This window comes from Sphaerospermopsis sp. LEGE 08334 (assembly GCF_015207205.1).
Classification (GTDB): Bacteria; Cyanobacteriota; Cyanobacteriia; order Cyanobacteriales; family Nostocaceae; genus Sphaerospermopsis.
Genome location: NZ_JADEXH010000029.1, coordinates 35,324 through 59,132, shown reverse-complemented (window position 1 = coordinate 59,132; position 23,809 = coordinate 35,324). Strand labels below are relative to the sequence as shown.

Here is a 23,809-nt window from a genome sequence, read left to right as displayed (position 1 = left end):
ATTTTGATTATTAGGGAGTTAATTATGCAATTAGAACCACTGTTCAAACAACTGTTATGGATAGATTTTAGCCCCTACAAAATCACCCTACTTGAGCAATTACCTGTCCAATCTCTTGAACTGTTGCACCTGTGTCCAGCATTAGCCATATATTAACGATCTTGACTTGAAATGTTGATAATTGAGAATTCATTTGCTATTTTTCTCCAAAATCTCCCTTACCCAACCTTCCTGTTCAGAAGATAAAGCAGGTTTTAGAACTTGTGAATAATCAATTGCTAAATCAAATCTAGCCCGTTCATAGATTTCATTCAACAACTTCTGCAAATCAATCACAGGTTCATTTTCTCCTAACCGCAAAGGAACGGGAAAAACAGGAATAGGATCTTGTAAATCAAAACTGTAAAGGTCTGCATCTGGTCGTTGATGACTGCGGCTAACTAAAATGTGATAATCGCTTTTATTTGCTCCTATAATTGGCAAAGATTCACCTAATCTCAATAGGTCAATTTCCACTAAATTAGTAGCAGATGCTAAAATTTTCTGTCTCTTATTTTCGTAAACTGTTCTACCTTCCTTAGACCGTTTATTTCTGGGAGAAAGTATTTCAATTACAGTCACTACTTCCCGGCTTTGTGTGGCTTTCACTTCCAAAAATCGCTCAATTACTTCTTCATACATGGGAACTTTAACTTTACTAGGTTCTGCTAGTTTTGTAGTAGTTAAAGTTGTCCCAGTTTCTGCATTATTATTTCTTTTCGCAACAGCTACATCAGCAATTCCCACTAGGAAAATATCATCCACACTTGTGTAAACTCGCTCCTCAATAGAAACCCTGTATTGAGGGGCAATTTGAGGAGTTAAATCATCAGCTATAGCGACAATTAAACGATTATGTACTTGATGCCATAATTCAGGTTGTTCTAAATACGGATTCATACCAGGAAACGGATTTTGCATTTGCACTGTCTCCAACTTATTTACATCTCCTTTGATAGAATTATTTTATCGCTCTGTAGGTTGGCTTGACAATTTTTTTGGATTATACTGTGCCTGGGGCAAGCGTAGCGATCGCATAACCTAAAGTATATTTAGTTAAGTGAGCAGTATTGCGATATAACCTCTCATTTAATCCACCTAATCAGATAGGAATTAGGACGATTAAAATTAACTAATATGTGTAATTATTAGTGACTTCCACTTGCTAAACTAAAAGAGTGTAATTCAATATAAAAACCCATTTAAAACATCCAATTCAAAAATATGAACAGCTTTCAAACTTTATGTAAAACCCTAGCTATTAGTACAGGAATCTTTTTGTTATCTGTACCTGCTACTTATGGAATACCAGCAACAAAATTATTGACTGCCAAAACAACTTACAATCAAACAGGTTCTTGGAACGCAACTTATTATTTTACAATCAAATTACCAGAATCTCTGGCTAATTGGCAATTAAAACAAGTTGTTTTGACACAAATAGAAGGTGTAGAAAATATCAAATTCAATCAGAAAAACAGTTTTGCTTTTGTAGAAGCAGATGGACAAAAAGAAAAGCTAGGTATTACCCTAACCAAAAGTTCAACTCAACCACAAACTATCATTGCTACTTTTGATAAACCAATTTCTGCAAATCAAACAATTACTATTGCTTTAAAACCTTTTTATAATCCCGTCAGTGAAGGTATTTATCTATTTCGAGTTCATGTTATTTCCTCTGGTGAAAAGACGAATAATTTAGTTGTGGGAACTGGTCGGTTGCAATTTTACAATGATTTTGATAATCACCTATTTTATCAAAGGTAAAGTGTTGATAAATTGCTGATTTTTCAGACAAATTCAGCAATATCCATCAATTAGTTAAGAATGCTAGACGACAATTATTCAGCAGCACATTTAATTCTCGTGCAATTTGTAATGGATTTTCATTTAACATTACAGCTTCATGAGGATTTCTTCCTGTTCTTATAACAGCAGAAATTGCATCTTGATTAGAAAATCCCCGCATAGTAACTAACCACGCTGCTAATATATGTCCAGTGCGGCCAATTCCACCAGCACAATGCACAACTACTTTTTCATTTTGTTGATTTGCTGTGATCAAAAAAGGTATAATTTTCTCTGTGAGTGTTTCTAAATCAGATAAATAAAAATCTTCAATTGGTGTCCAACAAATTTTTTTATTACCAAATTCTTGCCGATATTTATCTAAAAGGTGGGCATAATTAGCTAGTTGTTTTTCACTAAGTAAACAGCAAACTCGCCTGATATTTTGGAATTTCATAAACTCAATCCAATCATATACCTGATTATCAGTATATCCAGGTCGAGAAGCACCAAAAACTATTGTTTCTTGTTCCCAAGCAGGGGCAAATTTGTACATCTTTAAATAGCCAAATTTTCAATCTTTTTAATTGCTCTTTCCGCGTAAATAGAAACATCTCTATCAGGATCATCTAGTGCTTGTTGAAGTGCATTTAAAGCATCAGCATTTTCTAAGTTACCAAGTGCTATAGCTGCCTCTTTTCTGACATCAGAATATTCGTCTGTTAGTGCTTTAATCAAATCAGGCAATAAATTTTGATCTGGCATTTTTTGTAATACTTGAAGCGTGAATTTTCGCACTTGCCAATGTTCATCTTCTAGAGCAATTTTCAAAGCTGTAATTGCTTCTGAATTAGCGTGAATTGCTAGAGATTTAGCTGCATTGCGTCGTACTTGCCAATCAGGATCGGAAGTTAATAATTGACTCAATAATGTGACAATTTCTTGATCTACTAAATGTCCTAAAGTTAATGCTGTTGCACGACGGACATTATCATCAGAATCATTAATTAAAGATAAAGCTGGTGGACAGATTTGTACTTGGTTTAAATAACGTAAAGTTGTCACAGCAGCTTCTCGGAGTTCTGAATATTTGGAATCAAAAAAAGATAACACCGCAGGTAAAGATTGAATATCATGTATCTTCCGCAATAAGATTAAGATGTTAATTTGGAGATTGATATTTTCTTGATTCAGTGCATCCAATAAAAGCAATAAATGATCTGTGGTGACTAATTCACCTAATGCTGATAATGCTTCAGTGCGAACTTCTATATCTGGGGAAGCGAGAGTTTTTAATAAAGCGGGTACAGCAACGGGATTAGCAAGTTCCCAAAGTGCAGATACGGCTATTTTTTGTACTGCGGTGCTTTCGTCTTCGAGTGCGATAATTAAAGCGTCAACTGCTGCGTCTTCTCCTAGATGCTGTAGAGATTTTACCGCAACTAGGCGATCGCTCACATCAGGCGATCGCAACATTTCCAACCATTGATTTAAATCTGAATCTGTATCTGTAAACATTTCTGCACCTCTACCGCAACAAGAAAGGAATGTGGACTGTAATCGCATTTGTTGGACATTCTTTTTCACAGGGTAGACAGAACCAACATTCATCATATTTCATATAAGCTTTTCCCGTCTCTGGATTTTTTGCTAACACATCCAAAGGACAAACTTCAATACAAGCAACACATTTTTCTAAACATTTAGATTCATCCACAATGACCGGGACATCTACTCTTTGATTAATTAAAGCCATAATTGTGTAACTCCCTAATGTCATTAAAAATTAAACAAAAAATTCCAATTCTTCCTTAAAAGAAACCACCATTTCATTCAATGCTTCCATATCAATTAAAAAAGCATCATGTCCGTGGATTGATTTGAGCAAACCCAATTGAGCATGAGGAATTAAATCTACTAATTCTTGTTGTTCTACTGGAGGATAAAGAACATCAGAATCAATGGAGATAATTAAAGTTGGTTGATTGATACTTTGCAAAACCGATTGATAATCTTTTCTATTCCATCCCACATCATGACTATCCATTGCATGAGTTAATGTAATATAAGTATTAGCATCAAAACGTTCTATTAGTTTTTGACCTTGATAATGTAAATAATTAGATATGGCAAACTGATTAGATTCATTTTGCTGTCTGCCAAAACGATTTGTAAAACTCTCCCAATAACGATAGGTAATCATTGCCATCATTCGTGCTACTGCTAGTCCTTGATTCGGAGGTGCATCACTTGTATAGTTTCCCCCTTGCCAATTTGGATCTGTATAAATTGCCTGTCTTTGTGCTTCACTTAAACCAATAGACCATGCTGAATGTTTTCCAGGTGATGCCATTGGTGCGATCCCTCTCACCTTTTCTGGATATAATAAAGCCCATTCTAAAACTTGCATTCCACCCAGCGAACCACCAATTGCTAACCGTAGAGATTTAACTTCCAGATATTCTAATAGTGCAGCTTGCAAATTAACCATATCCCGAATTGTAATTCTGGGAAAAGATGCACCATAAACCTTCCCTGTATTTGGGTTTATAGAAGTTGCTCCAGTTGTACCGTAACAACTTCCTAAAATGTTGCTGCACACGATAAAATCCTGATCAGGATCAAAGGCTTTCCCAGAACCAAACAAATCTCCCCACCAGTCGTCAGCGTCCGCAGAACCAGTAAGCGCGTGACAAATTAAGACTCCATTATCGCCGTTTGCGTTTAATTTTCCCCAGGTACGATAAGCAACCTGAACATTAATTAATACTTCACCAGATTCTAATGGAAATGGTTCTGAAAGTTGATAAAACTGGGTTTTTGGCGAAATGAAGTTTAAGTATTTCATAAAACAGGGAATAGGGTTTAAAGTCCTTTGGTAATTGATAATTGGTAATTCTAACTTTGCGGCTTTGCGCCTTTGCGTGAGACTAATTTATATTCTCAATCAGCAACGTCTAGTTATTTTTCCATTACCAATTAGCTATTACTTAAAAACCTGCCGAAATGCTTGCTTAAAATCCTCTTTGATATCATCAATATGTTCAATTCCCACAGATACCCGCACTAAATCTGGTGTTACACCAGCCGAAATTTGTTCACTATCACTTAGCTGTTGATGAGTTGTAGAAGCAGGATTAATAACAAGGGTTTTTGCATCACCAACATTTGCTAAATGACTGGCTAATTTCACATTGCTAATAAAGGCTTTACCTGCTTCTAATCCACCTTTAATGCCAAAATTAAGAACTCCTCCAAAGCCATGTCGGAGATATTTTTTGGCGCGTTCATGATATGGATGATTGGGAAGTCCTGGATAATTAACCCATGCTACCTGCTCTTGTTGTTCTAACCATTTGGCCAATTCTAAAGCATTGTTGATATGACGTTCTACACGCAGGGAAAGGGTTTCTAATCCTTGCAGTAGTAGAAAAGCATTAAATGGACTCAGTGCTGCTCCTAAATCTCGTAATCCTTCGACTCTGGCGCGAATAATAAAGGCAATGTTACCAAATTGACTGCCTTTCCCAAAAACTTCTTGAAAATTCAATCCATGATAACCGGGGGAAGGTTCGGTAAAGAGGGGAAATTTACCGTTACCCCAGTCAAATTTACCAGAATCTACTATTACGCCGCCAATGGATGTACCATGACCACCTATCCACTTAGTAGCAGATTCAACAACAATATCTGCACCATGTTCTATTGGTCTAGCTAAATAACCACCAGCGCCGAAGGTATTATCTACAATTAAAGGAATGCCGTTTTCATGGGCAATGTGGGCTAAAGCGGCAAAATCGGGAATGTTGAACTGGGGATTACCAATGGTTTCAACGTACAGGGCTTTGGTTTTTTCATCAATTGCTTGACGGAAATTTTCTGGATCATCTCCTTCCACAAATTTGACATTTATCCCCAATCGTGGAAGAGTAACTTTGAACTGGTTATAAGTTCCCCCATAGAGGAAACTGGTGGAAACAATATTATCTCCTGCTTGAGCGATTGTACTAATGGCTAAAAATTGGGCTGCTTGACCGCTTGCAGTAGCTAAAGCTGCTACACCCCCCTCTAAAGCCGCAATTCTTTTTTCAAATACATCCGTTGTCGGATTCATGATCCGGGTATAAATGTTACCAAATTCCTGGAGAGCAAATAACCGCGCTCCATGTTCAGCATCATCAAAAACGTAGGAAGTGGTTTGATAAATTGGTACAGCGCGGGCATTAGTACCAGGTGCAGGTTCTTGTCCAGCATGGACTTGTAGGGTTTCAAAACGATAGTTTTCTGACATGGGTAGTTCTAGTTATTCAAGTAGGTTGACTATCAAAAAATAAGGAGGTTTTTAATTAGTTTCTGATTTACTAATTATCTAATTATCTAACCGCAACATCATAAACTTCTTGCTGTAAATCAACCTCCACAACATAAGGCTCAATTTGACGTTTGAATAAAATCATTTCTCCTAATTCATTCTTTTTCAAATTTACATGACAAAACCACTCTTCATTATTTTTATCTGGAAAATCCAACCGATAATGATATAAACCCCAACGACTTTCCCGACGATATAAAGATGCTCGTGCTGCCATTTCTGCACAATCACGGATAAAATGTACTTCCATACACCGCATCAGTTCATGAGGGTCACGCGCTCCCATTTGGGCTAATATTTCATGATAACGCACAAAATTATTTAGTCCAATTTCCATTTTATTACCGGATTTTGGTGGTTGTAGATAATCATTCACTATTCGGCGTAACTTATATTCAACTTGAGTATGAGGAATACCATTTGGTTGATTTAATGGTTCATAAATTCTCGCTTTTTCTGTTTCCAGAAAATCAGGATCAGGTTCTATATGTTCTAAATTTTCAATATAATCAATGGCATTTTCTCCTGCTAACCGACCAAAGACAAATGCACCAATCATATAATTATGAGGAACGCTGGCCATATCTCCGGCTGCATAAAGTCCGGGTACTGTAGTTTCTGCTTTTTCATTCACCCACACACCAGAAGCACTATGTCCACTACATAATCCTATTTCTGAAATATTCATTTCTACGCCATGAGTACGGTAATTTTCACCTCTACCCTCATGAAAACGTTCTCTACTCGGTCTTTCATTTGCCCATAAAACGGACTCAATTTCGGAAATTGTATCCTCATCCAAATGAGTCATTTTCATTTGAATTGGTCCTTTACCAGAGTTTAATTCTTTCCAAATCTCTAACATCATTTGCCCACTCCAATAATCGCAATTAATGAAGCGGTTTCCTTCAGCATTGGCTGTATACGCACCAAATGGACCTGCAACATAGGCACAGGCTGGACCATTATAATCTTTGATTAATGGGTTGATCTGGAAACATTCAATATTGCTTAATTCTGCTCCTGCATGATAAGCCATTGAATAACCATCTCCGGCATTTGTAGGATTTTCATAAGTTCCATAAAGATAGCCAGATGCAGGCAAACCCAAACGTCCACAAGCACCTGTAGAAAGTATAACAGCTTTAGCTTGAATAACTACAAAATCTCCACCGCGCACATCAAACCCAACTGCACCAATGGCTCTACCATTTTTTACTAATATTCTAGTTGCCATAACGCGGTTTGTAACCTTCACTTTATGGCGTTTAACTTGGCGGGTAAGAATGGTTTTTAAGTCTTTACCTTCTGGCATGGGTAAGACATATTTTCCTACCCGATGCACTTGTTTAACATCGTAATTTCCTTGGGGATCTTTTTGGAATTTAACGCCCCAATTCTCTAATTCTTGAATGGTTTCAAAACCTAATTTACCTGTTTGATAAACGGCTTTTTGGTGCAGAATACCATCGTTAGCAATGGTGACTTCGCGGGTATATTGTTCTGGGGTGGAATTGCCAGGAATAACGGCTGTATTAACTCCATCCATTCCCATTGCGATCGCCCCACTACGGCGAATATTTGCTTTTTCTAAAATTAACACCTCAGCATCAGGATTTGCTTGTTTGGCTTTAATTCCTGCCATTGTCCCCGCAGTCCCACCACCAATTACTAAAACGTCGGTTTTTAGCCACTGTGTATTGATGTTTGTTACCATATACCACTCTTTTAAGAATTCAAAATTTTTTTCTCACGCAGAGGCGCAGAGAGCGCAGAGAAAGTCAAGGAAGATTTTTAGAAATAATTGATAATTAGTAATTTTTCTATTACCAATTACCAACTATAAATTATTTATTTTCTTGCCAAACTACTTCTTTAACCTTGATTTCTTTAGGAATCAATTTGATTTGATAAAAAGTATCAGCAATTTCTTGTTGTTTGCTAATTACTTCCTCTGTCAGAGGTAGTACACCATAATCACGCCGCTTTTCTGCTGTTTCTAAAACAGCCGCATCTATACCCAATACAGGTGAAAGTAACTGAGCAACTTCAGTAGGATTATTTTTTGCCCAATCGCTAACTTTATTTACCCCATCCAAAACTGTTTTTAAACCTTCTGGATTTTTATCTACAAAAGATTTAGCAGCCAGATAATAACCTAAATTGGGAGCTAGTCCAGTTGCATCTGTGAGAGTGCGTGCGCCAGTTGCTTTTTCGGCTGCGGCTAAAAATGGGTCCCAAATTGCCCAAGCATCAACATTTCTACCTTCAAATGCTACACGAGCATCTGCTGGAGGAAGGAAAGTTGGTTTGATATCTGTGTATTTTAATCCTGCTTTTTCTAATGCTTTGACTACTAGATAGTTAGTATTTGATCCTTTCGCAAAAGCAACTTTTTTACCTTTAAGATCAGCCACATTTTTAATAGGTGAATCCTTATGGACAATAATCGCTTCCGCTTTGGGAGTCCAAGGATCATAGGCAACATATACAAATGGTGTACCTGCTGCTTGAGCAAAAATTGGTGGTGCTTCTCCCGTGTAACCAAAGTCAATACTACCAGCATTTAAAGCTTCTAACATCGGTGGACCTGCGGGAAATTCAGTCCATGTCACAGAAGCACCAGAGGCTTTTAACGCTTTTTCTAATTCCCCTTTTGCTTTTAATGCGTAAAGAACAGTTGCAGCTTTTTGGTAGCCAATGCGAATTACGGTATTGCTATTTGCTGCATTAGAAGTTGAACTTGGACTAGCTGTTTCGGTTGTGTTGGGAGAACAAGCAGAAATAGCTAAAGTCAAGCTTAATCCAACTGCAAACAGTAAGGAAAAATTGCGAAAGTTCGATTTTTTAAGAAAAGTGATTCCAACTTCAAATAATCGGAATAGAAAGAATTTACTCAACATTACCCTACTTGTAAAGGTCAATAAAATATTCAAACTTTAAGTCAATTCATGATAAAACTACAGTATGTCAATCGAGTTACCGTATTTCACTCTTAAAATATCACATAGAGGAAATTGAAATGCAAGCTTTTCTTTAAAAAAAGTAATTATTCTGTCATTTAGTTATTCACTTCGTAATTTTATATACCAGATCGCCGTGAAATGCTGAAAAAATCAGATTTGAACAATAGCCTTTTGCAAGAGGAAGTACAAACAGATTCTTCCCATCTCCCACAAGAAGAAGTTATTCAACTCCTGAAACAAGTAATTGAACCTACCCTAAAAAACGACATCGTTAGTTTAGGAATGGTGCGAAATCTGCGGATAGTTGATCAATATATTTATTTGCGCTTGTATATAGGTTCTCGTCAGCAGCACTTAGAAGCAGAAATAGAAACCGTTTTATCATCATTAACTTGGTGTAAAAAAACCTACATTCAAGTTTGTACAATTCCAGGGGTAAAAACGACATTAGCCATATCTAGCGGTAAAGGGGGTGTGGGTAAATCCACAACCGCAGTTAATTTAGCCGCAGCTTTGAGGTTAACAGGAGCGAAAGTTGGGTTATTAGATGCTGATGTTTATGGTCCTAATGTTCCTCAGATGTTGGGATTAGGACAATCGGAAGTTACAGTTATTGATACTGCTAATGGTCAGAAATTTTTACCTTTAGAAGCTCATGGTATCAAAGTCATGTCTGTAGGATTGTTGGCAGAACCGGATCATCCTCTAGCATGGCGTGGACCCGTCTTACATAAAATCATTACTCAATTTATCCATGCAGTTGAGTGGGGAGAATTGGACTATCTGTTGATAGACTTGCCTCCCGGTACTGGTGATGCTCAAATCACGATTGTGCAAGAAAGCCCGATTTGTGGGGTGATATTGGTAACAACACCTCAACAAGTGGCTGTTGCTGATGTGCGTCGCAGTATCTATATGTTTCGTCAAGTGGGTGTTCCTGTTCTCGGTATTATCGAGAATATGAGCTATTTTATCGGCTTAAATGGGGAAGAAACTCCGATTTTTGGTAGTGGTGGCGGTGAAAAGTTATCAAATGAACTCCAAGCACCGCTTTTAGGCAAAATTCCCCTCGATCCGCGTATTTGTAATGGTGGTGATACTGGTCAACCTCTTACCCTTGCTGACTCTAGTTTAGCTACAAGTCAGGTATTTATAGATATTGCTGCGGCTTTAGAGAATACTTTTCTTGCTTTTTCTAGTGATCTATGAGATGCTTGATTTTAAATCTACAAAATCTCTATCAAGTTACCGTATTTTATTAATTAATCAATGGGTGTTTACTATAGCAGGTAAATTAGATGGTAAAGTGGCTATTATTACCGGAGCTTCTTCGGGAATTGGTAAAGCTACGGCTATTTCATTAGCAGCAGAAGGGGCAAAAGTAGTAATTGCTGCCAGAAGGGGAGAGCGTTTAGAAGCAGTAGCAAAACATATTACTGAAAATGGTAGACAAGCATTACCTGTTGTTGCAGATATTACCGATGAAGTACAGGTTAAAAATTTGATCCAAAAAGCTAATGCAGAATTTGGGCGCGTAGATATTTTGGTAAACAATGCAGGTATATCATTTCCAGGCAGGATTGAAAATGCAGATCCCGCAAACTGGCGAAAAATGATTGATATTAATGTTCTGGCGTTAATGTACGCAACTTACACAGTTTTACCTATATTCAAAGCGCAGAAATCAGGACATATCGTTAATATTTCATCCGTAGCTGGTCGCATCGCTCGTGCAGGAATGGCTGGTTATAATGTGACTAAATGGGGTGTAAACGCCTTTTCGGAAGCATTACGGCAAGAAGTGTATCAAGATAATATCCGTGTTACTATTATTGAGCCTGGTTTGGTAGAAACAGAAATTGATCAGCATATTACCGATGTAGTGGCAAAGCAGGAAATTGAAACCAGACGAAAAGCAATTACACCATTACAAAGTGAAGATATAGCAGCAGCAATAATTTATGCTGTTACCCAACCACAGCACGTAAATGTGAATGAAATCTTGATTCGGCCTACTCTGCAAGATCGATAATCACCAAAATCATATCAAAAATTAGGTAGTTTTAATGTTAAAACAAAATAGAACTTCTTTCAAGAAAAGTAACAAAATAGTTGCTTTTTTGGAAGCTCTACCTGCAATTAAATCACCCAACTTAGCTTGTTTTGTGATTGGTGAAAGCCTGTCTTTTTTTGGATCTTGGATGACACAAATTGCTTTAGTATGGATGGTTTATCAATTAACAAATTCACCAATGTTAGTTGGTATCGCTGGCTTTACAAATCAAGCTATGGGTTTGGTTATTACACCAATAATAGGAGTATTACTAGATAGATGGAATTTAAGATATGTGTTATTAACTACTCAGATAGTTTCTATTTTTCTATCTTTGTTATTAACCTTTTTAACTGTTAGTAATCATATTAATTTTATAGCTATTATTATCATTGGTACTCTTCAAGGAATTGTCAAAGCTTTTGATTTACCAGCACGTCAAGTAACAATTCCCAGATTAGTAGAAAATAGAAGTGATACATATAGTGCGATGGCTGTGCATTCATTTTTAATTAATACCGCTAAATTTGTTAGTCCCATGATTGGGGGTTTGATGATTGCAAAAAATGGTGCAGCTTCATGCTTTTTAGTAGATGCTATTAGCTACTTACCTTTTATATCAGCTATTTTAACAATGAAAATTAACCTCAGCATTAATACAGAATCTTCCTCTAAAAAAATTTGGCATAACCTTAAAGAAGGATTTATTTTTGCATATAATTTTACACCGATTAAATTCATTTTAATCTTGCAAATTATAGTTTGTTTTATGGCAATGACTTATATAAATATGATGCCAATATTTGCCAAGGAAGTATTAAAAGGCAATGCAGAAACAATGGGTTTTCTCATGACTGCTACAGCTTTTGGTTCTATATTTTCCGGTATTTATCTAATGCAGCGTAAACAAGCAATAGGATTAGAGAAAGTTATGGCAATTTCTACTCTAGTGCTGGGATTATCGTTAATATTATTTTCTCGCTCCACACAGCTAGAAATTTGTTTGGTATTAATCTTTATTGTGGGATTAACAAACACCCTGACTCTAGCTTCTATTAGTAATTTTCTGCAAGTAATTTTAGTGGAAGAAGATAAAAGAGGACGAGTAACCAGTATATTTATGACTACTTTTTTGGGAATATTACCTTTTGGTAATTTATTTTTCGGAGGATTAGCAAATTATATTGGGGTTGATAATGCTTTATTATTTGGCGGTATTTGTTGTATTTTGGGAACTTATTTTTTTGCTAGACAATTATCAAATATTAGAAAATTGGTAAATCCAATATATCAAGAAATGGGATTACTTTCTTAATGAGCATTCAGTTATAATATTCGGTTATATACTAAGTGAGATAGTCCAAATGCGCCGATTAGCAATCCAATAGTAAATTTGAGGTAACAATATGGGTGAAACTGGGTTCAAACTTGTAATTTTTGATTGTGATGGAGTGTTAGTTGATAGCGAACCAATTATCAATCGCATTTTTGCAGAAACGCTCACTGAATTTGGTTTTCCTATCACCCATGCAGAAGTGACTCAAAAATTTATAGGCAAGTCTTTGAAAACCTGTTTAGAAATTATTGAGCAATCCTACCAGAAACCATTGCCCAAAAACTTTATCAAAATTTGTAAGGAAAGAGAATTTCCTGCATTGCAGCAGGAATTACAGGCAGTTTCAGGCATTACCGAACTATTGGAACAAATTACATTACCAAAATGTGTGGCATCGAATAGCAGCCACCGTCATATTCAACTGGTTTTGAAATTAACAGGACTTCTACATCAATTTGAAGGAAAAATATATAGCTGTTATGATGTTCCGCGTCCTAAACCTTTTCCTGATGTGTATTTTCATGCAGCCGAGCAAATGAACACAAATCCAGAACATTGTGTTGTGATTGAAGATTCTGTACCAGGTGTGCAAGCCGGATGTGCGGCAGGAATGACTGTTTTTGGTTATGCCCAACATAGCTATGCTACCGCTCTTACTGCTGCTGGAGCGAAGATAGTTTTTAATGATATGCGGCAGCTTTCTCAATTGCTGTAGCTATTGGGCGTACCTCAGTTATTTTACTTATTTTTAATTTTCTGCTAAAGTAGCAACAAACTACTTTAAGCCTATCAACTTACCGGAGTTGGACTGACACCGATGACGAGTGGGTAATCTTTCGCCCTGCGGGTAATAGGTGCAAAACTCCGTTCCATCTTACAGAGGAATCAATCCATGAGTGCAATGTTTTTGGCTGCCGATGATTGGATACATATAGGTTTTAGACTAATACTGGCTCTTTTAGTCGGTTGCATCATTGGATTGAACCGTCAGAAAGGTGGTAGACCAGCAGGGATGAGGACATTCATGTTAGTGAGTATGGGAGCAGCACTATTTGTGATGATTCCTTTGCAAGCTGAAGGTGAAAGTTCCTTCGCTGCGACTAATGCCCTAAGTCGTACCATTCAAGGTGTAACTACTGGTATAGGCTTTCTTGGTGCAGGATTAATTTTGCAAGAATCTCCTAGAAAATCTGAAGTGCCAAAAGTCCGGGGTTTGACTACAGCGGCCTGTGTTTGGACAGCAGCAGGATTAGGAGCAGCCATTGGTTGTGGTTTGTGGCAAATGGGATTATTGGGAGGATTTTTAACTTTAATTACTCTGAGTGGTATGAAGCGACTTAATCGTTTTTTGAGATTTTTAACTGGTCAAAATAGTCAACCAATTGCTTCACAGCTAAATGATCCTGCTGATGATGATGATTAACAGTAAATAAGTCAAAAAATACTGGTCTAATTAGGGTTTGCTGAAAAAGTCTTTTCATGAAGGAATAGGAGTCAGGAGTCAGGAGTCAGGAGTCAGGAGGAGGTTTGAAAATTTCTTTGCCATCTCTCGAAATCCCAAAAAATGCACACTTTTTCCGGTATACCCTTCACAAACCTTGCATTTTTTTCCTCTTTATCAGCCTGTAACCTTTGATTTATCTGGGTTTTACATTTTTTCAGCATCCCCTAATTAACAATTAATATCTCGTGATTCTATCAGCATAACAGCAAATATTATGCCCGGAGGCTCAATTCCATTATTATACAATTAATACTAAGCAATGAAACTCCTGATTAAAATCGGTGTTTTAGCACATCGAGATATCCAGAATACTCTACAAACTTGGCAAAAAACAGCAGATTATCTTACCTCTGAACTATCTGAATATCACTTTACTATTGTTCCTCTAAATTTCACCCAGATTGAGGCTGCTATTGAACAGAATGTTGTGAAGTTTGTGATTACGAGTCCGGCTATATATGTGGAATTTGAAGCCCTTTATGGAGTAAATCGGCTGGCAACTTTAAAGCATTTGCGAATGGGACGAGCTTACACTATGTTTGGTGGGGTAATTTTCTGTAAGGCTGATTGTGATAATATTCAAAATCTTACAGATTTACGGGGTAAAAACTTTGTTGCTGTTGCGGAAAATTCTTTTGGAGGTTGGCGTTCAGCATGGCGAGAAATTGTAGAAGCAGGGATCAATCCTTACCGGGATTTTCAAAGTTTGCAATTTACGAATAGTCATGATGCAGTGATATATGCTGTTGGAGAAGGTAAGGCAGATGCGGGGACTATTTCTACAAATGTATTGGAACAGATGGCTTTAGAGGGAAAAGTTGATTTAAAAAACTTCAAAATTATCAATCAGCAGACGCAGTATGGAGAAAAGTTTCCTTTTGCTTTAAGTACGCGATTATATCCTGAATGGACGTTTGCAGTTACTCAAAAAACTTCGAGTGAATTGGCTGAACAAGTGGCGATCGCCCTGCTAAAATTACCAAAGGATCATCCAGCAGCAAAAGCCGCAGAATCTGAAGGCTGGACAATTCCCCTCAATTATCAATCCATTCATGAGTGCTTTCAAGTTTTGCAAGTTCATCCTTATAAAGATTTTGGTAAAATAACTTCCAGTTTTCAACTAGCTGTTAAAGGATCAAATGATGGGCTGTGGGACTGGAATTTAGACACTAATGAAGTCTTATTTTCTACTCGCTGGAAAGAAATGTTAGGGTATACAGAAGCTGAAATCCCAAATCATTTTCAAGAATGGAAACAGCGGTTACATCCAGATGATAGCGATCGCGTTTTAACAACTTTTCGGCAATATTTTGAAGGGCAACTTGCCACCTACGAACAAGAATATCGTTTGCAACATCGCAATGGTAACTATCTCTGGGTACTTTGCCGAGGAACATTATTGCGAGATGTTTGGAACAAACCATACCGCATGGCAGGTTCTCACACTGATATCACCCGACGCAAACAAGCCGAGGCAGAATTACGAGAATCTGAATTACAGCTAAAAACCCAAACTCAGAATTTGCAACAAGCATTGAAAGAATTGCAACAAACACAAATGCAATTGATTCACAGTGAAAAAATGTCAAGTTTAGGGCAATTAGTAGCGGGAATTGCTCATGAAATTAATAATCCAGTAAATTTCATTTATGGCAATCTCAACTATTTAGAAGAATATGTTCAAGGCTTATTAAATATAATTCAAACTTTTCAACAATGCTATCCTCAACCTGTAAATGCAGTTCAAGTAGCAATAGGAAAATTTGAACTGGGATTTGTTAGTGACGACCTGCCACAATTACTCAATTCTCTGCGAGTAGGTAGCGAAAGAATTAGAAATATTGTCCATTCTCTCCGAAATTTCTCCCGTTTGGATGAAGCAGAAATTAAACCAGTTGATATTCATGAAGGCATTGAAAATACATTATTAATTTTGCAGCATCGGTTGAAATCAAAGTATCATAAATCTACAATTGTTATTAATAAAGAATATGGTACTTTACCACTAGTAGATTGTTCTCCAGGACAACTCAACCAGGTATTTATGAATATTTTGAGTAATGCCATAGATGCTTTAGAAGAAACTATTACTCATCAGCCAAATAATTTTATTCCTACCATTACTATTAGGACTAATGTGATAGATAATCGCTGGGTTTTGGTTTACATTGCAGATAATGGATTAGGTATGGGAGAAGATACGAAGCTACGAGTATTTGATCCCTTCTTTACAACCAAACCAGTGGGGCAAGGAACAGGACTAGGATTATCAATTAGCTATCAAATTGTGGTAGAACGACACAGTGGCAAACTTGATTTATTCTCAGAACCAGGAAAGGGAACAGAATTTCAGATTCAGCTTCCCCTTTGTCGAGACTTGGTGATATGAATTGTCAATTGATATAACCTAAAGCCATAGCACCATAACCAATTAAACTACTACCTAAAACTAGCCAAGCAGCATTGATGCGGTAGCGAGTAATCAAAACTATGGAAATGAGTGCGATCGCTATCCCAAAAATATCTACATAGGGTGGTTTTGCTATTTTTAAAGTAGCTATTCCCAGTTGCAAGGCAGCTATTACCATCAATGCTACAGCACTGGCATTCACAGCATCTAAAAATGATCTTGTCCAAGCAGAACTGCGTAAACGGGGAATAATCGGATTTAAAGCAGCAACGAAGAAAAAAGATGGTAGGAAAATACCAATGGTAGCTACTATCGCACCAGGAATACCAGCTAAGACATAGCCGATAAAGGTGGCAGTAGACAGCACTGGACCAGGGGTAAATTGACCAATAGCGATCGCATCTAGTAACTGCTGTTGTGTTAACCAGCCATATTCTTGAACTAATCCCCCTTGCAAAAATGCAATTAACACATAGCCACCACCAAACAAAACACTACCAACTTTCAGAAAAAACCAACCTAATTGCCATAAATGAATAGATGTACCTGCCACAGTGCTAATTGTAGATGTTGTCTGTAAAGTTGCACCTGTAGTTAAGCCAGCAATCAATAAGTTAGGTTTATTTCCTGGTGGTTTGTCTTGATTTCTAGGATGTAACCAAATCATACCTAGTAATCCCCCAAACAATAAGGCAATTACTTCATTCACTTGCCGAATTAATACCAGTAATCCCACACCTATAGCAATAATCAGTAATTGACGGTTTTTAACCGCTTTTTTTGCCAAACCCCAAAGGGCATTGACAATAACCGCTAAAACAGCAGGTTTGATCCCATAAAGTAAAGGTGCAATTTGAGGTAAACTACCATAATTAACATAAATCCAGGCAAATACGCCTGTTATTAAAACCGCAGGTAATATAAAACAAACACCTGAGACAATTAATCCTGCCCATCCTGCATAAATATATCCCACATGAATTGCCATTTCAGTGGAATTGGGACCAGGAATCAAATTGGTTGCACCTAGTAAATCGAGAAAATGGTCTTGTGTCAACCACCGACGACGCTTCACTACTTCATCTTCAATCATGGCAATATGGGCAACTGGTCCACCAAAGCCAATAACACCTAGTTTAAAAAAGAGTGTAGCTATTTCACCCAACCGACTAAATAATAACTGCATAATTTGCGTAATCTACGTTGAAAATGTAAAGGCCAACTTACGTTGACCTATACTTGTTTTATATTTATTATTATTTAATAACCAGCAGTTTTATCTACCACATTGCGTAAAGTCTTACCTTGATAATAGCAGTTGAAATTATCAAGAAATAGGGCAAGTGTTCTCTCTTTAACTCTGGGAGAATTTCCAGAACAATGGGGTGTAATAAACACATTTGGTAATGTCCACAAAGGACTCTCTGCTGGTAATGGTTCTGTAAATACTGTATCTAAAGCCGCCCCAGCAATCCAACCTTCTTGTAAAGCTTTAGTAAGTGCTGATTCATCAACAATTGCTCCCCGTGCAATATTAATTAAATAGGAATCTGGGCGGAATAAACGCAGGGTTTCTACATCAATCATTCCCTTTGTTTCCGGCGTTAAAGGTGTAGCAATCACCACAAATTCTGCTTCTGGAAGTAGTTCTTTCCACTCATTAGCACCGACTACTTTATCAAAATTTGGTAACGGTTTGGGATGACGAGAACTGCCAAAAATACGCATCCCAAAAGCTTTAGCACGAACAGCAATTTCTTGACCAATTCCACCTGCGCCGATAATTAATAAGGTTTTCTCGAATAATTCTTGAATTGGTAAACCTCTTTGCCAATTATGCTCAGTGTGTAGTTGATAAAGTTTCGGTAGCTGTTTTACATAAGCTAAAATATAAGTAATCACAAATTCAGCAATAGGAATACCATGAACCCCTGCACCATTAGTTAAAATTAAATCCCTTTCTAAATATTGTGGTGTCAAAATATGATTTACACCTGCATTTGGGGCATGATGCCAACGCAATAAAGGCGCAGCATCTAATACTCGATGTAAAGTAGTTGGTTTGAGATAAAACCAACTAAAATAAACTTCTGCATCTGTAGCATCTCCATCTATATTGCCCTCACTATCTACACGCACTACAGTAGTATTTTCAGGTAAATGCGGCTCAATTTCATGGGCAATTTCTACTGGTAAAATCAGTTTCATAATTGATAAATTGGATGATTTTTGATGTTCTATTTCATCTTCTGCAACAATTTATATGTTGAGTCTTCTTTCGCTGTGCTTGTAACGGATTTTCCCCAACCGATATTTTTACGATAACTGCCTAAAAGTTTAGCTTCTGCTAATAATTGTTCGTTAATTCCTGTTAATGGTTCTACGTCTGGTGCAACATACAGCGCATCAACCGGACAGTATAATTCACACATAAAACAGGTTTGACAATCACTTTGTCTAGCAATTGTCGGAGGTGCATCTGGTACTTTATCAAAAACATTTGTTGGGCAAACTTTAACACAAAGATTACATTGAATGCACCGCGATTCACTAACTAATTCAATCATAATAAAAACCAAAATTAATATTGATGTAGGTTGGGTTATACCAATTTTATGTGAGGCTGCATATAATCCTGCAATCCCTTGATTAATCCATCTTTATCTGTGTTCATCTGCGTCCATCTGCGTTCAATTCAAGTTGTAATCATGTTGGGTTTCCTTGCGTCAAACGCCATTCGCCACAAGCCGGGAAACCCGTCCAAGGCGATGGCTCCCCAACCTACTATTTACACAGTTACCAGTTCTTTTGTTTTTACTTCCTGGATAGGTGCAGCTTTTACCCAAACTTGATCCAAACCACCACTAATTAAATGATGTTGTTGATTAGTATCCTGTTGTGGATAATCTAAATGTTTGTGCATTCCGCGAGTTTCTTTCCGTTCCAAGGCACTGCTGTACATCCATCTGGCTGTAGCTACCATTGCAGCTGCTTCCCTGGTACGGACAATATTGCTATTATTTGCAACTTCGCTATTACGAATTTTATGCCAAAGAAAATGTAATCTTTGCAATGATTCTATCAAACTGCGTTCATTACGGAAATAGTTGCGATCATAAGGGAAAACTTCCGCTTGAGTAGCTTTAATTATTTCTTCACTGTCAGTTTGGCGCTGACTACCAGAAATAAATCCTGCACCACCTACAGCTTGAACTGGTCTTTGGTTGGCTTGTACACCTAAATTGTGGGAGTATGTAGCCGCAGACTGTCCTGCCCAATACCCTGAAGATAGCGCCCAAGCTGCATTATGACTACCACCACCGGTAAAGCCACCACAAATTAATTCCCTTGTGGCTGCATCGCCAGCAGCATAAAGTCCACGCACAGAAGTAGCACAAGTATAATCAGTAATTCTAATCCCACCTGTACCACGAACAGTCCCCTCTAAACGCAGAGTCACAGGGAAACGTTGAGTAAAGGGATCAATACCTGCACGATCAAAAGGTAGGAAGAAATTGGGTTGAGATAAACGCATTGTCACCCGCATTTCTTCTGATGCTTTGTCAATGATGGCGTAAACAGGCTGAGTTATCAAAGTTTCGGCAATGACAGAACGCCCTTTTTGCGAACCAGCACAGGGGATAGGTGTCCCATCTTCGTAGGTGAAAGTTGCCCAATTATAGAATAAGGTTTTGGTTACAGAAGAAAAAGCAGGTGCGATGCCATAGGCGTTGGAAAACTCCATTCCTGACATATCTGCACCCGCTTCTGCTGCCATCAGGTATCCATCCCCTGTTAGCACATTGCAACCCAAGGCTTTACTCAAGAAAGCACAGCCTCCAGTAGCAATGATCACTGAATGCGATCGCACAACCCACTTTTCACCAGTCTGACGGTTAACTCCCGTCGCTCCAGCTACAGCGCCTTCTGCATCTACCAATAGCTGTAAAGCTGGACTGTGGTCTAAAATTTTTACCCCTACCCGCTTTATTTGTTGCCGCATCAAACGCATATATTCTGGACCCTGGAGACTGCGCCGATAGGGTCTACCTTCTTCATCTGTAGGGAAAGGATAACCCCAGTCAGCTAGTTGGTTGACGTTCGCATAAGTTTGATCTAGTACCCGTTGCATCCAATCTCGACTAGATAAAAATCCTCCTAAAGCTTCCCTAGAAGCCATTGCTGCTTCTCTACTGTCGGGTTCTGGTGGAACATACCACACACCGTTACCTGATGCAGCTGCACAACCGCTAGTACCGCAATAGCCTTTATCTACTAAAACCACTTTTGCACCAGCATTAGCAGCACTCCACGCTGACCAAGTTCCAGCAGGTCCGCCACCAATTACTAATACATCAGCTAATAAGGTTTGATCAACATCGCTATCTTGAGAAAATAATTGTTTTTGAGTCATGGAAATTCCTCTTTTTTGTAACATTAATTTATTGAAAAATTGCACCTACACACTAACTTAGAGGTTGTTTGAAACCTTTTTCTTGTGGTATCTAATACCTGTAGATCCCCCTAAATCCCCCTTAAAAAGGGGGACTTTGATAGCTTCATTCCCCCCTTATCAAGCGAGGGGGGAACTGAGATTGTTTGATACACCATCAGAGATTGTACAAACATCCTCTTAAACACCTGGTGTACTTCCACCGTCCACCAGAATTTCTGCACCAGTAATAGAAGCAGCTAAATCAGAAACTAAAAATAAAGCTAGGGCTGCAATTTCTTCAGGTTTGACGATTTTTCCTAAAGGTATTGATTTGATTGCTTGGGCTTTATATTCATCCACACTAATACCCAAACTTTCGGCATTTTGTTCTGCTAAAGTTTTGGCTCTTTCTGTGTCTGTTAATCCTGGAGAAATGGCATTAATTCTAATATTATCTTGGGCTAATTCTTTAGAAATGCCTCGTGTAAAGTTGAGCAATGCTGCATTTGTCGTTCCTCCTGGTAGGAAGTTGGGGCGGGGTGTACGTCCAGCACCACCAATAATATTAACAATGCGTCCATCGTGCTGATTTTTCAAATAGGGGACAACTGCTTTCACCAAACGAATGTAACCCAAAAGTTTCAAATTCCAAGCATCTAAAAATGCCTCATCACTTAATTCTAAAAATGACCCAGCACGGGCTGAACCAGCATTATTAATTAAGATATCAATTTTACCGAATTTTGCAATTGTTGTAGAGACAACTTTCTCAACATCTTCTGCTTTAGTTAAATCAGCACTAATGCCAATAATTTTAGTTCCAGTTGTGGGTAAAGATTGAATATCAAAAACTGCTTGTTCTAATCTTTCTTGATTGCGGGCTGCAATAACTACATTCACACCTTCACTATACAAAGCTTTAGCTGTAGCTAACCCAATTCCCGCACTACCACCTGTAACAATTGCTGTTTTACCTGATAGATTTAGTTCTAAACTCATAGAAATTGCACCCGATAAATTTACCCAAGGGATTCGTTAATGTATAGCAGAAGGCAAAAGTGAAGCCCATGCTATAATTAGGTTTTAAAAATCAAGAATGTCCTAACCTAAATGACTACAGTTATATTTCGCGCAATCTCCGTTAGGAGATCCCGCAGGGTAGAGGCAAAGGAGCAAAGACGTAAAGTTTTAGATTTTGAATTTTACTTTGTGTGCCAAAGCTTACAACTTAATTTTGTCTAGCTGCAAATTTTTCTAAGAGAAATTGCTTGAGATGTGGCTGTTCTAAATTAATTCCTAATTCATTAGCTTTTTGAGCAATTTCTTCATAAGTTAAACCTGCTTGAATTGCTTCTGCAATTAAGGCTATTCCTCCCGCTCTTGCACCACCAGCACAGTGAATTAAAATTGGTTTAGGTAAGTTCTCAACAGCTTGAATTGCTTGTGCTGTTAATTTCGGATTTGGTGCTTGAGAATTTAAGGGAATGTTTGTATATTCCAATCCTACAATTTGTGCTTCTTGCTTTTCATCATGGAAAAAACCATTTTCATCAGGAGAACGTAAATTCAAAACTGATTTAAAACCTTCTACTGCTAATTGTTGTAGTTCCTTGGATGAAATTTGTCCAGCAATACTCAAATCATCATTAACCTTTTTTAAATTAGTCATTTTGATTCCTCTTGTTATCAAATCAATAAATAGATGCTAAAACTTTATCTGCGCCGACTCGTAAAGCGGTTGCAGCACCAGCACTCATATCTCGTGGCGCACAAATTCTATTTCTGATATAAGCCAGTGTAATAGCCCCTGTAGCAGCGATAATTGGATCTATACTTTCTTTACCTCCAGTTCTTCCTCCTAGTAATATTTCGTTATTACCATTCAGGAGATAATCAGCTAGTAATCGTAAGTGAAAATCCACAACTTCTTTAATTATCGAGATATCACCTAAAGATTGAACTCCAGAATTTTTGAGAATATCGCTAATAGCAGCTTCCCGATTATCACCTAATCTTTCTGCTGCTTCTGCACGATATTCAATAAATTCAGCATCAGCTATTTCTAAAGGTAAGGGACTACCAATAGGTTCTACGCCAAATCTACGCCGTAAAAGTAAATTATTAGTAATATTGTCTGATTTAACTCTGTTGTAAGCAGGACGTTTTTTAAGTGCTGCAAACCAAACATTAATGAGAGGAAAACGAGGATTTCCTTTGATGTGATATCCTCTATATACTGGTAAATTAGCCGCCAATCTATCTAAATGGGGACTATACATAATATCTACCAGGCTAAATGTTGATAAAAAATAGGGTTTTGGATATCTCCCTAAAGTTTTTTCAATTTCATCTAATTTAGCTTCAAATTCTGCCTGTAAATTTGCTAATTCTTTGGCATCTTCTGGAGGTTGTCTCAGAAAATTGTAGGCAATATCCCGAAAACCATTAGTTTCTGCATCTTCAACCCATTGTCTGGCGATCGCATTTTCTTCTGGATCTTCTGGTAATAACGTTTCGCAAAAGTGTTCTTCCAATTCTAAAAGAATGTCTTTAGATTCATAAACTAATTTACCCTCAATTTTAGCAGCAGGTACAAGGGTTGTTGGTACTAAATCTGTGTACCATTTAGGTTTATTACTCAGATCAATAAATTCTGTTTCAAAGGGAATTTGTTTTTCTTCTAACGCAAACCAAACTCTTTCGCAAAAAGGACACCAAGAGTTACTATCTCTATATAACAATACTGGTGGTTTTCTCTCAGGCGGAAGTTTATGTAGACTGCTAGGAACAGGCGCAGTAGAAGGTGCTTGTCCTGGTCTTTTAACTCGACGTGCAGGGGTATTTTGTCGAGCTTTTTCTAATAATTGTTCCCAACTGGATATGGTAGTGCTTGTAATAGACATTTC

Annotated in this window: 23 protein-coding genes; 8 read left to right on the top strand and 15 right to left on the bottom strand. The window is 37.6% G+C overall.

What is annotated here, in order from left to right:
* Positions 1 to 24: 24 nt before the first annotated feature.
* Entirely contained in the window at positions 25 to 156 is a 132-nt protein-coding gene (locus tag IQ237_RS26710) for a hypothetical protein (RefSeq protein ID WP_255512675.1), read from the top strand.
* A 33-nt stretch (positions 157 to 189) separates the two neighbouring features.
* Here IQ237_RS26710 and IQ237_RS16785 read toward each other — a convergent pair whose 3' ends face one another.
* Positions 190 to 960 (bottom strand): DUF4058 family protein, encoded by a 771-nt coding sequence (locus tag IQ237_RS16785; protein ID WP_194057122.1) that lies wholly within the window; start codon positions 958 to 960, stop codon positions 190 to 192.
* 303 nt (positions 961 to 1,263) lie between these two features.
* Here IQ237_RS16785 and IQ237_RS16780 point away from each other — a divergent pair, with 303 nt between their 5' ends.
* Entirely contained in the window at positions 1,264 to 1,806 is a 543-nt protein-coding gene (locus IQ237_RS16780; protein WP_194057120.1) for a DUF2808 domain-containing protein, read from the top strand.
* A 46-nt stretch (positions 1,807 to 1,852) separates the two neighbouring features.
* Here IQ237_RS16780 and IQ237_RS16775 read toward each other — a convergent pair whose 3' ends face one another.
* The 7 genes from IQ237_RS16775 to IQ237_RS16745 form a co-directional block, all read right to left on the bottom strand.
* Positions 1,853 to 2,383 carry a dual specificity protein phosphatase family protein gene (locus tag IQ237_RS16775; protein WP_194057118.1) on the bottom strand — a complete coding sequence of 177 codons (531 nt, stop codon included), beginning with the start codon at positions 2,381 to 2,383 and terminating at the stop codon, positions 1,853 to 1,855.
* 2 nt (positions 2,384 to 2,385) lie between these two features.
* Positions 2,386 to 3,345 (bottom strand): HEAT repeat domain-containing protein, encoded by a 960-nt coding sequence (locus IQ237_RS16770; RefSeq protein ID WP_194057166.1) that lies wholly within the window; start codon positions 3,343 to 3,345, stop codon positions 2,386 to 2,388.
* A 10-nt stretch (positions 3,346 to 3,355) separates the two neighbouring features.
* Positions 3,356 to 3,583 carry a ferredoxin family protein gene (locus IQ237_RS16765; RefSeq protein WP_194057116.1) on the bottom strand — a complete coding sequence of 76 codons (228 nt, stop codon included), beginning with the start codon at positions 3,581 to 3,583 and terminating at the stop codon, positions 3,356 to 3,358.
* Between the two features lie 30 nt (positions 3,584 to 3,613).
* Positions 3,614 to 4,675 carry a homoserine O-acetyltransferase gene (gene metX / locus IQ237_RS16760; protein ID WP_194057114.1) on the bottom strand — a complete coding sequence of 354 codons (1,062 nt, stop codon included), beginning with the start codon at positions 4,673 to 4,675 and terminating at the stop codon, positions 3,614 to 3,616.
* Between the two features lie 138 nt (positions 4,676 to 4,813).
* Positions 4,814 to 6,118, bottom strand: a complete 1,305-nt coding sequence (locus tag IQ237_RS16755) for an O-acetylhomoserine aminocarboxypropyltransferase/cysteine synthase family protein (RefSeq protein WP_194057112.1) — start codon at positions 6,116 to 6,118, stop codon at positions 4,814 to 4,816.
* A gap of 82 nt (positions 6,119 to 6,200) precedes the next feature.
* Positions 6,201 to 7,916: a fumarate reductase/succinate dehydrogenase flavoprotein subunit gene (locus IQ237_RS16750; protein ID WP_194057110.1), complete on the bottom strand. Its 1,716-nt coding sequence runs from the start codon at positions 7,914 to 7,916 to the stop codon at positions 6,201 to 6,203.
* Between the two features lie 130 nt (positions 7,917 to 8,046).
* Entirely contained in the window at positions 8,047 to 9,102 is a 1,056-nt protein-coding gene (locus tag IQ237_RS16745; protein ID WP_194057108.1) for a sulfonate ABC transporter substrate-binding protein, read from the bottom strand.
* A 219-nt stretch (positions 9,103 to 9,321) separates the two neighbouring features.
* Here IQ237_RS16745 and IQ237_RS16740 point away from each other — a divergent pair, with 219 nt between their 5' ends.
* From IQ237_RS16740 to IQ237_RS16715, 6 genes are all read left to right on the top strand, one after another.
* Complete coding sequence (locus IQ237_RS16740) at positions 9,322 to 10,374, top strand: Mrp/NBP35 family ATP-binding protein (protein ID WP_228020394.1); 1,053 nt, start codon at positions 9,322 to 9,324, stop codon at positions 10,372 to 10,374.
* A gap of 1 nt (position 10,375) precedes the next feature.
* Entirely contained in the window at positions 10,376 to 11,197 is an 822-nt protein-coding gene (locus tag IQ237_RS16735; RefSeq protein WP_228020393.1) for an SDR family NAD(P)-dependent oxidoreductase, read from the top strand.
* Positions 11,198 to 11,231: 34 nt separating this feature from the next.
* Complete coding sequence (locus IQ237_RS16730) at positions 11,232 to 12,533, top strand: MFS transporter (RefSeq protein WP_194057104.1); 1,302 nt, start codon at positions 11,232 to 11,234, stop codon at positions 12,531 to 12,533.
* Between the two features lie 91 nt (positions 12,534 to 12,624).
* Positions 12,625 to 13,269: an HAD family phosphatase gene (locus tag IQ237_RS16725; RefSeq protein ID WP_194057102.1), complete on the top strand. Its 645-nt coding sequence runs from the start codon at positions 12,625 to 12,627 to the stop codon at positions 13,267 to 13,269.
* 177 nt (positions 13,270 to 13,446) lie between these two features.
* Positions 13,447 to 13,977, top strand: a complete 531-nt coding sequence (locus IQ237_RS16720; protein WP_194057100.1) for an MgtC/SapB family protein — start codon at positions 13,447 to 13,449, stop codon at positions 13,975 to 13,977.
* A 340-nt stretch (positions 13,978 to 14,317) separates the two neighbouring features.
* Complete coding sequence (locus tag IQ237_RS16715) at positions 14,318 to 16,447, top strand: PhnD/SsuA/transferrin family substrate-binding protein (RefSeq protein WP_194057098.1); 2,130 nt, start codon at positions 14,318 to 14,320, stop codon at positions 16,445 to 16,447.
* Positions 16,448 to 16,451: 4 nt separating this feature from the next.
* Here the strand turns inward: IQ237_RS16715 and chrA are convergent, their stop codons facing one another.
* The 7 genes from chrA to IQ237_RS16680 form a co-directional block, all read right to left on the bottom strand.
* The gene (chrA, locus tag IQ237_RS16710; RefSeq protein ID WP_194057096.1) at positions 16,452 to 17,654 is read right to left on the bottom strand and encodes a chromate efflux transporter; all 1,203 of its coding nucleotides are present in this window, start codon (positions 17,652 to 17,654) and stop codon (positions 16,452 to 16,454) included.
* A 74-nt stretch (positions 17,655 to 17,728) separates the two neighbouring features.
* A complete protein-coding gene (locus IQ237_RS16705; protein WP_194057094.1) occupies positions 17,729 to 18,676 on the bottom strand; it encodes a D-2-hydroxyacid dehydrogenase in 948 nt (315 codons plus the stop codon).
* 29 nt (positions 18,677 to 18,705) lie between these two features.
* The gene (locus IQ237_RS16700; RefSeq protein ID WP_194057092.1) at positions 18,706 to 19,035 is read right to left on the bottom strand and encodes a 4Fe-4S binding protein; all 330 of its coding nucleotides are present in this window, start codon (positions 19,033 to 19,035) and stop codon (positions 18,706 to 18,708) included.
* A 221-nt stretch (positions 19,036 to 19,256) separates the two neighbouring features.
* Positions 19,257 to 20,882, bottom strand: coding sequence for an FAD-dependent oxidoreductase (locus IQ237_RS16695; RefSeq protein WP_194057090.1), 1,626 nt, complete (start codon positions 20,880 to 20,882; stop codon positions 19,257 to 19,259).
* A gap of 219 nt (positions 20,883 to 21,101) precedes the next feature.
* Entirely contained in the window at positions 21,102 to 21,902 is an 801-nt protein-coding gene (locus IQ237_RS16690) for an SDR family oxidoreductase (protein ID WP_194057088.1), read from the bottom strand.
* A 229-nt stretch (positions 21,903 to 22,131) separates the two neighbouring features.
* Positions 22,132 to 22,572, bottom strand: a complete 441-nt coding sequence (locus tag IQ237_RS16685) for a beta-lactamase hydrolase domain-containing protein (RefSeq protein WP_194057086.1) — start codon at positions 22,570 to 22,572, stop codon at positions 22,132 to 22,134.
* 22 nt (positions 22,573 to 22,594) lie between these two features.
* The gene (locus IQ237_RS16680) at positions 22,595 to 23,806 is read right to left on the bottom strand and encodes a glutathione S-transferase family protein (RefSeq protein ID WP_194057084.1); all 1,212 of its coding nucleotides are present in this window, start codon (positions 23,804 to 23,806) and stop codon (positions 22,595 to 22,597) included.
* Between the last annotated feature and the right edge of the window lie 3 nt (positions 23,807 to 23,809).